The organism is Kitasatospora sp. NPDC007106, from assembly GCF_040634455.1.
In the GTDB taxonomy this organism is placed as follows: Bacteria; Actinomycetota; Actinomycetes; order Streptomycetales; family Streptomycetaceae; genus Kitasatospora; species Kitasatospora arboriphila.
This window is the reverse complement of record NZ_JBEYFP010000818.1, coordinates 1-2,528: the sequence shown is the minus strand read 5'-3', so window position 1 is coordinate 2,528 and position 2,528 is coordinate 1. Positions and strand designations below refer to the sequence as shown.

Sequence of the window (2,528 nt, the reverse complement as noted above, 5' to 3'; positions counted from 1 at the left end):
GGCCCCGGCCTGCTGCTCACCCGCCGCCGCCCGCACGGCGTCGCCGGACTCGTCACCCCGTGGAACTTCCCGCTGGCGATCCCGGTCTGGAAGGCCGCCCCGGCGCTCGCCACCGGCAACACCGCCGTCCTCAAGCCCGCCCCCGAGGCCACCGCCTGCGCGCTGCGCCTCGCCGAACTCCTCGCCCTGCCCGAGGGCGTGCTCACCGTGGTGCCCGGCGGCGCCGAGGAGGGCGCCGCCCTGATCGACGCCGCCGACGTGGTCTCCTTCACCGGCTCCACCGCCGTCGGACAGCGGGTCGTCGCCGCCACCGCCGCCCGCGGCATCCCCGCGCAGGCCGAACTCGGCGGCCTCAACGCCGCGATCGTGCTGCCCGACGCCGACATCGAGCAGGCCGCCGACCACCTGGCCGCCGCCGTCGCCGGGTACGCCGGCCAGAAGTGCACCGCCACCGGCCAGGTGATCGCCGTCGGCGCCGCGTACGAACCGCTCCGCGAGGCCCTCGCCAAGCGGCTCGCCGCCGCCGACCGCGGCCCCGTCATCGGCGAGGCCGCCCTCGACCGCCTCACCGGCGCCGTCGGCTCCGCCCGCGACGCGGGGGCGACCGTCCTCACCGGCGGCGGCCGCACCCCCGGCCCCGGCTGGGGCTTCGAACCCGCGCTGCTCGCCGACGTGCCCGCCGACCACCCGCTGCGCACCGAGGAGTACTTCGGCCCGATCGCCGTCCTGCTGCCCGCCGCCGACCTCGACGAGGCGATCGCGCTCGCCAACGCCGGACGGCACACCCTCGCCGCCTCCGTGCACACCCGCGACCTCGACACCGCGCTCGCCGCCGCCGACCGGCTCGCCGCCGGGATGATCCGGGTCAACGCCCCCACCACCGGCGTCGACTTCCACCTGCCCTTCGGCGGCACCGGCTCGGCCGGCTACGGCGGACGCGAACAGGGCAGCGCCGCCCTCGAGTTCTACACCGCGAGCCGCACCGTCACGCTCCTCCCCGGCGCATGAGCACCGCACCCGGGCCCGCCGTGGTCGAGGCCGTCGACTACCACACCGCGGGCGAGCCGTTCCGGATCGTCACCGCCGGACTGCCGCCCGTCCCCGGCGAGACCGTCGCCGAACGCCGCGCCGTCGCCATCGGCGCCGGCGGCACCGCCACCGCACCCCGCCCCGGCCCGCTGGACGACGTACGGCGGCTGCTCACCCGCGAACCCCGCGGCCACGCCGGGATGTACGGCGGCTTCGTGGTGCCGCCCGACGACGACGGCGCCCACCTCGGCGTGCTCTTCTGGCACAAGGACGGGTACTCCACCGCCTGCGGCCACGGCACCATCGCCCTCGCCGCGTGGGCCGTCGACACCGGCCGGGTCCCCGCGCCCGCCGACGGCACCGCCGAGGTGCGGATCGACGTCCCCTCCGGCCGGGTCGCCGCCACCGTGCACCGCAGCGGCGGGCGCACCACCGGCATCGCCTTCCGCAACGTGCCCGCCTTCGTCACCGCCCGCGGTCTGGACGTCAGCACCCGGTACGGGCCGTGCACGGTGGACGTCGCCCACGCCGGCGCCTGCTACGCCTTCGTCCGCGCCGCCGACCTCGGGCTGAGCGTCACCCCCGCCCGGCTGCCCGGCCTCACCGCCGCCGGACAGGCCGTCCGCGCCGCCCTCGACGGCCACCCCGCCACCCGGCACCCCGCCGACGACCGGCTCTCCGGCGTCTACGGCACCGTCCTGTACGAGACGCTGCCCGACACCGGCGACGGCCCCGCCCAGCGCAACGTCACCGTCTTCGCCGACGGCCAGATCGACCGCTCGCCGTGCGGCTCCGCCACCTCCGCCCGGCTCGCGCTGCTCGCCGCCGACGGCCTGCTGCCGCCCGGCAAGGCGCTGCGCCACGAGTCGCTGATCGGCACCGCCTTCACCGGACGGGTGCTCGGCGAGCGGGACGGCGGCCTGCTCACCGAGGTCACCGGCACCGCCCACCGCACCGGCGAGCACCGCTTCCTGCTCGACCCCGACGACGACCTCGGAGCGGGCTTCCTGCTGTGATCCCCCACCTGCCGCTCACCCTCGATCCGGCCGCGGCCGTCCGCGCCCTCGCCGACGCGCTCGCGGCCGGCCTCGACCCCGAGACCGCGCCGCCGCGCACCGCCGTCCCGGTGCCGGCCGGCGAACTGCTGCTCATGCCCGCCGCGGCCGGCCGCTACGCCGGCGTGAAGATCGCCGGGGTGGCACCCGCCAACCCCGACCGCGGCCTGCCCCGGATCACCGGCGGCTACCTGCTGCTCGACGGGCCCACCCTGCAACCGCTCGCCCTGCTGGACGGCGCCGCCCTCACCGCGCTGCGCACCCCCGCGGTCACCGCCCTCGCCCTCGACCGGCTCGCCGCCCCGGACGCCCGGCACCTGGTGCTGTTCGGCACCGGACCGCAGGCGTACGGGCACCTCGACGCGCTCCTCGCCGTCCGGCCGCTGGAGCGGGTCACCGTCGTCGGCCGCCGCCCCGGCCCCGCCGAGGAGCTCGCCGCACGGC

2 protein-coding genes and 1 pseudogene are annotated in these 2,528 nt (G+C 78.4%); all 3 read left to right on the top strand.

Annotated elements, in window-relative coordinates:
* Positions 1–1,008 (top strand): aldehyde dehydrogenase family protein (locus ABZ641_RS32780; protein ID WP_359987755.1); only part of this gene is annotated, 1,008 nt, incomplete at its 5' end.
* A complete protein-coding gene (locus ABZ641_RS32775) occupies positions 1,005–2,045 on the top strand; it encodes a proline racemase family protein (protein ID WP_344621614.1) in 1,041 nt (346 codons plus the stop codon). The genes ABZ641_RS32780 and ABZ641_RS32775, both read left to right, overlap by 4 nt.
* Positions 2,042–2,528: pseudogene (locus ABZ641_RS32770) on the top strand (ornithine cyclodeaminase family protein); the annotation flags it as partial. The gene ABZ641_RS32775 and the pseudogene ABZ641_RS32770, both read left to right, overlap by 4 nt.

Coding starts and splice junctions, on each gene's coding strand:
- ABZ641_RS32775 (WP_344621614.1), top strand. CDS start 1,005: ATGAGCACCGCACCCGGGCCCGCCGTGGTCGAGGCCGTCGACTACCAC.